Genomic DNA, 5,729 nt, shown 5'->3' with positions numbered 1-5,729 from the left:
CGGCGGCGGCAGGCCTTAAATATCCGCGGCATCATGCGAAGGGCTGATGAGGCTGCGTTTCAGCCCCTATACAATGGGCGCGCATTTCAGCGGGGAATGACTATGGCATGGCGCAACGGGCACGCGATGCGGGCCCTTAGGTTCGCATGGCTTCCGCTTCTGAGCGGTTGCGCCCAAAAGGGATACTGGCTTCTACACCCCAAGGGGGCGATCGCTCGGACTGAGTGGCACACGACCGTCCTCGACGCCGTGGTCATGGGGTGCGTAGTGCTCGTAGCCGGGGGTCTCGTAGCGGCCTTTTTGTGGCGCTATAGAGTAGGCAATACCTCGCGCCGCTATGATCCCACGTTTACGGCCTCGCTCGTCATAGAGGTCCTGGTGTGGGGCGTGCCGCTTTTGGTTGTGGGCTACTTATCGTACGTCTCCGTAAAAAGCGTGCTTGCGACCAACCCCTACGATCCGCTTGCCCTGCATCACGCCCTTGCGCGCCGGGGGCACGCGGACCAGGACTTGGCGCATCGTGCGCCGCCTACAAGGGTCGATACTGCGGCACCGGGTACGCATGCGGGGCGCCCCTTGCGTGTGCAGGTTGTCACTACCGACTGGCAGTGGGTGTTCATCTACCCGAGACAGAGGCTAGCGACAGTGGACGAGCTGGTCGTCCCCGTTGGTACTGCGGTGAAGTTCGATCTCACATCGGCCACGGTCGTGAACGACTTCTTCATACCCCAGCTCGTGGGGGAGATCGACATCATGCCGGGGATGCGCACGAAGCAGGCTTTGATCGCCAGTCGCATGGGGGTCTATCACGGGTATTCGGACGATTTCAGCGGCGGCGGTTTCTCTTGGATGGGGTTTAGTGTGCGTGTCACTGATCGCGCGCAATTCCAGAGATGGGTGCGTCGCGTGCGGGCCGCGCATGATCCCTTAAGCTACGCGCGGTTTGCGCAGATTGCACAGCCGACGATCAACGTGGCGCAAAGGATCCGCCATTTTTCGGAGGTCCAGAAGGGTTTGTTCGACCACGTCATAGAGCGTGCCATGGCCGGCCGGGTGTACCGGACGCCGCTTGCTATGACTGAAGACATGACCAAGCCCATGAAAGTGCGTTTGATCCCATAAGGCAAAGGAGTGCCGATGTTAGTGAGCTACCCTGGGCCGTGGACCCCGTTTTTCGGGAGGCTCGATGCCCAACAGATTCCCTTACAGAATCCCATCCTGTTCGGGACCTTCGTGCTTGTAAGCCTGGGTGCCTTAGCGGTCCTCGGTGCTATCACCTATTCACGTTCCTGGGGCACCCTGTGGCGCGATTGGCTGACCTCCGTGGATCACAAGAAGATCGGTGTCATGTACTGCGTGCTTGGGGTCGTGATGCTTTTTCGGGGCTTCATAGACGGCGTCATGATGCGCACCCAGCAGGTCATGGCGGTGGGCCCTCAGTCGCCTGGGTATATGGGCGCCCTGCACGGTTATCTCCCACCCTATCATTTCGGGCAGATCTACAGCGCGCACGGCACGATCATGATCCTCTTTGCGATCACGCCCATCCTGGTCGGGCTCATGAACATCATCGTCCCCTTGCAGATCGGTGCCCGCGACATGGCCTACCCCTATCTGAATGCCGTGTCCTTTTGGCTTACGGCCGCGGCTACCGGACTTGTCATGATCTCGCTTTTCGTGGGGGATTTCTCTCATGCCGGCTGGGTGGGCTTGAGCCCGCTCACCGAACTCGCTTATAGCCCCGGCGTGGGGGTGGATTATTGGAGCTGGGCTGTGCAGATCGGCAGCATAGGCACGACGCTCGCCTCGATCAATATCATCGTCACCATCATCAAGATGCGTGCCCCCGGCATGACGTGGACCAAGATGCCGATATTCTGCTGGACAGCGCTCAGTACGAGCATCGTGGGTTTGAGTTCATTCCCGGTGTTCACAGCGGCGGTGGCGCTCCTGAGTCTTGACCGTTACGTGGGGACCCATTTCTTCACCCCAGGCCTTGGGGGCAACCTCATGCTGTACACGGACCTTTTCTGGATATGGGGTCACCCTGAGGTCTACTACGTGGTCTTGCCGGCGTTTGGCATTCTCTCCGAGATCATACCGACCTTCTCGGAGAAGCCGCTTTTTGGCTATATCACTATGGCGGTGGCCAGCATCGCCATAGGCGGGGTCTCGTGGTCTGTCTGGTTGCATCACTTTTTCACCATGGGTGCGGGCCCCGGCGTGAACGCCTTTTTTAGCATCGCAAGCATGCTGGTGGGGATCCCGACGGGGGTCAAGGTCTTCAATTGGGCCTTTACGCTCTATCGCGGACGCGTACGATTCGATGTCCCCATGCTGTGGGCCCTGGCCGCGCTGGTGTTGCTTTTGATCGGCGGCCTCACCGGCATGATGCTGGCAATGCCTGCCATCAACTATACGGTGCACAATAGCGTATTCGTGGTCGCACACTTTCATACAATGTTGAACGTGGTGGGATTTGCGTGTTTCGGCGCGATCAACTACTGGTTTCCGAAGGTCTTCGGGTTCAGGTTGGACGAACGCACGGGCAAGCGTGCCTTTTGGTTTTTCAGCGCCGGTACTGTGCTGCTTTTCGGGTCTATGTATGCCCTTGGGTTCATGGGTATGCCACGGCGTATCGACTACATCCCTTTCACGTCGTGGCGTCCGCTTCTGATAGCGGAGGAGGGAGGTATCGTTCTTTTTGTGATCGCAAGCTACTACATGGTAAAGCAGCTGGTCGTGAGCATCCGCGACCGCGCCCAGAATCGGGTGATGACGCCCGATGCCTGGGGGACGTCGCGCAGTCTGGAATGGCTTACCCATTCGCCCGTGCCTTTCTACAACTTCGCGGTGCAGCCGCATATCAATGTCCGGGATGAGTGGGCGTGGCGGCGCGAGCATGGTTTGGGAAGTGCGTATCCCGACCACTATGAAGACATCCACCTGCCGAACAACACACCCTTGCCGCTCATGCTGGGGGCATGCGCCTTCGCGCTCGGCTTTGGGCTTGTGTGGCGCATGTATTGGCTGGCAGTCTTAGGCTTACTCGCCATCATAATTCTCGTGATCGTGCGCTCTTTTCGAGAGGATCCGGGACATATAGTGCCAGGCGCGCGTATCCGGGAAATCGAGGCGTCCTATGGGGACGTTGCAGCTGCGGCCGGCGCCGTGGAGGGGCGGGCCGGCGGGGCGGTGGCATATCCTGCAGCCGTGGCCTCGCACCTACGGGATGGCGAGCTCGCGCGGCCTTGACGGAGTCTTAGAGTAAGGGATCAGGAAGAAGGAGGCGATGTGAGCCAGCAAATATCTGTCGATCCGGCGACTGCGGTGCTGTGGGATCAAAGTCACAGTGAGCACGACATGATCGCGACCCGGACCTTCGGGTTTTGGTTGTACCTTTTGAGCGATGCCATGATCGTGTCGGGCCTTTTTGCGAGCTATATCGTCTTGGATCACAGGGTCAATGCGGCGGGTGGCCCTGGGCCGGGGGATGTGATTCATCCGGTGACGGCTTTTTGGGGCACCGTGTTGCTCTTTTCTGCGATACTCGCCTACGGCGCGGCGATGGTCGGACTGAAGCGGGGAGACCGGCGTGTCGTGCTTGCCGGGCTCGGCGGCGCTTTTTTCCTGGGAGGCGGTTTTTTGCTGGTCGAGGGGAGCGACTTTGCGCAACTTGCCTTACAGGGCATGGTTCCGGAACGCAGCGGGTATCTGTCGGCCTTCTATACGCTCGTCCTCTATCATGGCGCGCACCTCGTGTTCGGGCTCTTATGGATCGCTGTCATGATGGTGCAGGTGGTGCGCGCAGGATTTACACCGAACGTTGTCTACCGTCTCCTGAACCTGAAGCTCTTCTGGTTCTTCCAGGGCTTCATCTGGATCTATGTCTTTAGTTTCGTGTACCTGGTGGGGGCCCTCCATGTCGCTTGAGACGCGCGATCCCTTGCAACACCCGCAGGTCCAGTTGGCGCGAGGCGGGCAATATCTAGGCGCCTACATCGCCTCCCTGCTGCTGACGGCGAGCCCCCTGTGGTTGGTTGTCCATCATGAAGGGACGTCATGGCGCCTTATGATGATCGTAGTGGCTTGTGCCGCCGCTCTCACGCTCGTGCAGGGCTACTTCTGGTTGCGCCTCGACTTCTCGAGGACGCAGGCCTGGATGACTGCCGCCTTGGTGTTATTCATACCGCTCGTGGTGATGACGGTGGGCTTGACCGCATGGATGTTCGCGACCCTTTATACGCGCACGATGATCCCCACCTTGATGCATGCCCCCGCCTTTGGGCATTAGGGGCAAGCTCTGCTCGGGGCCTTGCCAGGGGCAGGATCGGGTCGTGCGCACGATCCGGGCCGTTAACGACTGGGTGCCGCACGGGCTCTGTGGGCGGGTCCGTGACACGGTAGCGACACGTCCCGCGCCGTCCGCGCCTAACGCCACCTGTCCCGAACAGAACGCGCAGGGGCTCGCGGGCATCCGGGGGACGCGTGCGGGGGGCCGGTTTTTTCTTGCGCTCCGTGCGCATGAGGGTGTCGTGCAAGCGAGTACGCCCGGGCCTTTCGATCAAAACGCCGCGTGGGCATGAGGCGCGCGATAGGTGTTCGTTTCAGGACGCCTTCGTGCGGCCGCGGCCCCTTGGTGCGATTACGTTCCCCATGTCCTGCGTGACACGCTGGGGCGCGCGGCAGAGCGGGGGTGTGCGGCCTATGTCGGGGTAGCGTGTACAAACCGCATGCCTTGCACGAGGCGCGGTGAATGACGTTACGGATGAGGGGAGGCGGTCCGTTGATTTAGGATGCATACAGATTCCCATGAGTCATGACAGACGGGTGCGCGTAGCATAGCGACTCTCGCGTTCATGGGTAGCGACCGAACGGCGGATAGAGCACGCTATTGGGTAGTGGGCCCGTTTGGTGGAACCATGGATGAAAAAGGGAATGGTGGGAAAGACAATAGGCCGCGCATGATCTGCCAGTAGGGGCATGGGCGTGCAATGTGGCGCCGCGGTTGGCGCGTGCGGAAGCCTTATCGATGCGCGGCGGCGCCTGCTTGTAGGGGAGGGCGGGCGCCGAGGGGCTCATCCCCGTGTCTATAAGTCCGGTGCTTCAGGCGCCAGAAGGGCCCTGGGGATCGGTGCCGGCAGGCTTGCGCGAGCGCGTCGCACGCTCGGTGAGAAGGCGTATCCAGAAAGTCGGGAAGGTGGCGATGACTGTGATGATGATGAGCGCGATCAAAAAGGCAAGCAGCATGACTGAGACCACCTGAGTGTAAGTGAGGTCGATGGGGTGTGCCCGAGTCGCTATTGTCCTTCATGCACCGAGTACGCGCCAGTCCATAGGCTAGACTGAAAACGGGTCCGCGAGGCAAGGGAGTCGCGGCGGTGCGAGCCCTGCGATCGGCGCGCGCAACGGCTGCGCGGACAAGCCGGATGACGCCCCCTTGGGTGAATCAAAACCTATGGCGCAGCGCCGAGGCTGTCCCAAGGGCACAGCCCTTCCGGTGGAGGTCTTTGTCATGTGTTCCGCTTGCGGATAGGGCGGCTCCTGGGTGTTTATCGGAGAGCTGTGATGTCGGCGAGCGCAATTGAGGACGCGGCGGGCTCATCGGCGTCTGGGTGCCATCATGATCCCCCGCCACCGGATCGTGAAGTATGATTCCAGGCGGCATAGTGGGCGCGAGAGCTAGCAGGCCCGCGCGACGATCAGATCATGTTCCTGTCTTCGGTGAG

At 60.6% G+C, this 5,729-nt stretch carries 6 protein-coding genes; 5 read left to right on the top strand and 1 reads right to left on the bottom strand.

What is annotated here, in order from left to right; all coding sequences use genetic code 11:
• The 5 genes from ACYCTF_RS09255 to ACYCTF_RS09235 all read left to right on the top strand — a co-directional run.
• Positions 1 to 1,122, top strand: a 1,122-nt coding sequence (locus ACYCTF_RS09255) for a COX aromatic rich motif-containing protein (protein WP_461284796.1), incomplete at its 5' end; no start/stop codon positions are given.
• A 15-nt stretch (positions 1,123 to 1,137) separates the two neighbouring features.
• Positions 1,138 to 3,255 (top strand): cbb3-type cytochrome c oxidase subunit I, encoded by a 2,118-nt coding sequence (locus ACYCTF_RS09250; protein WP_461284795.1) that lies wholly within the window; start codon positions 1,138 to 1,140, stop codon positions 3,253 to 3,255.
• Between the two features lie 39 nt (positions 3,256 to 3,294).
• On the top strand, positions 3,295 to 3,933 hold the full coding sequence (locus ACYCTF_RS09245; RefSeq protein ID WP_461284794.1) for a cytochrome c oxidase subunit 3: 639 nt from the start codon (positions 3,295 to 3,297) through the stop codon (positions 3,931 to 3,933).
• The gene (locus ACYCTF_RS09240) at positions 3,923 to 4,294 is read left to right on the top strand and encodes a cytochrome o ubiquinol oxidase subunit IV (RefSeq protein WP_461283462.1); all 372 of its coding nucleotides are present in this window, start codon (positions 3,923 to 3,925) and stop codon (positions 4,292 to 4,294) included. The genes ACYCTF_RS09245 and ACYCTF_RS09240 overlap by 11 nt, the downstream gene beginning before the upstream one ends.
• Positions 4,295 to 4,337: 43 nt before the next feature.
• Complete coding sequence (locus tag ACYCTF_RS09235) at positions 4,338 to 4,586, top strand: hypothetical protein (RefSeq protein ID WP_461283463.1); 249 nt, start codon at positions 4,338 to 4,340, stop codon at positions 4,584 to 4,586.
• 520 nt (positions 4,587 to 5,106) lie between these two features.
• On the opposite strand, the gene ACYCTF_RS09230 is transcribed toward ACYCTF_RS09235, so the two are convergent.
• Entirely contained in the window at positions 5,107 to 5,250 is a 144-nt protein-coding gene (locus ACYCTF_RS09230; protein ID WP_461283464.1) for a hypothetical protein, read from the bottom strand.
• Positions 5,251 to 5,729 lie beyond the last annotated feature (479 nt).

This window comes from Acidiferrobacter sp. (assembly GCF_054609335.1).
This window is presented reverse-complemented; position numbering and strand designations above follow the sequence as displayed.

What these genes read in the sequence shown, in the direction of transcription:
- ACYCTF_RS09250 (WP_461284795.1), top strand. Translation starts at nt 1,138, where the DNA reads ATGTTAGTGAGCTACCCTGGGCCGTGGACCCCGTTTTTCGGGAGGCTC.
- ACYCTF_RS09240 (WP_461283462.1), top strand. Translation starts at nt 3,923, where the DNA reads ATGTCGCTTGAGACGCGCGATCCCTTGCAACACCCGCAGGTCCAGTTG.
- ACYCTF_RS09230 (WP_461283464.1), bottom strand. Translation starts at nt 5,250, where the DNA reads ATGCTGCTTGCCTTTTTGATCGCGCTCATCATCATCACAGTCATCGCC.